Origin of the sequence: Phaeobacter sp. B1627 (assembly GCF_006265095.1) — a bacterium.
In the GTDB taxonomy this organism is placed as follows: Bacteria; Pseudomonadota; Alphaproteobacteria; order Rhodobacterales; family Rhodobacteraceae; genus Epibacterium.
In genome coordinates this window covers 1-532 of the sequence record NZ_VCNK01000121.1, presented here as the reverse complement: position 1 = coordinate 532, position 532 = coordinate 1, and the positions used below count along the sequence as shown (strand labels likewise).

The window sequence follows — 532 nt, the reverse complement described above, 5'->3', positions numbered from 1 at the left end:
TTCACGTTTTCGCCGTTGACATACACAGTCGCCAGATATCGCCCGAAGGACCCCGTTTTCTCGTTGTCAGAGCGCGCGCTTTTGACCGTGCAAATGTAGACATCCTGGCCAGTCAGACGTTGCTCAAGGGCGATCTTCGCAGGCAAAAAGCCTTTTTCGTTCCTCTCTTCAGATTGGATCGCGAAGAGTCGCAGATGCTCATTGCAAAGCCAAACATCAAAGCCGAGGTCGATATCCGCGACGACTGTGTCGCCGTCGATCACCCGAACGATTTCAACCCGGTAGGCATAGAGCCCGCAGTCAGGAACGCTTCCGGCGGAGACAGCGGAGCAAAGGCAGATCCAGGCCAGAACGATTCTCGACATTTGGGGCGCTCCTGGTTTTGTCGACAGACTATCCTGCCGGCCTGGCAAAACAAGAACCGCACATGACCCTGCGCCAGACACGCAGCCCTGTGACGGCGAAGCGCAGAGGCTCCCTTACGACCGGCGGGGCGCTTTGCGATAGTGCAAACTGATGAACTTTTCATGGT

1 protein-coding gene is annotated in these 532 nt (G+C 56.2%); it reads right to left on the bottom strand.

Annotated features, from left to right (window positions below; translation table 11 throughout):
* Positions 1-365, bottom strand: a 365-nt coding sequence (locus FGE21_RS19935) for a thermonuclease family protein (RefSeq protein WP_139665135.1), incomplete at its 3' end; no start/stop codon positions are given.
* Positions 366-532 lie beyond the last annotated feature (167 nt).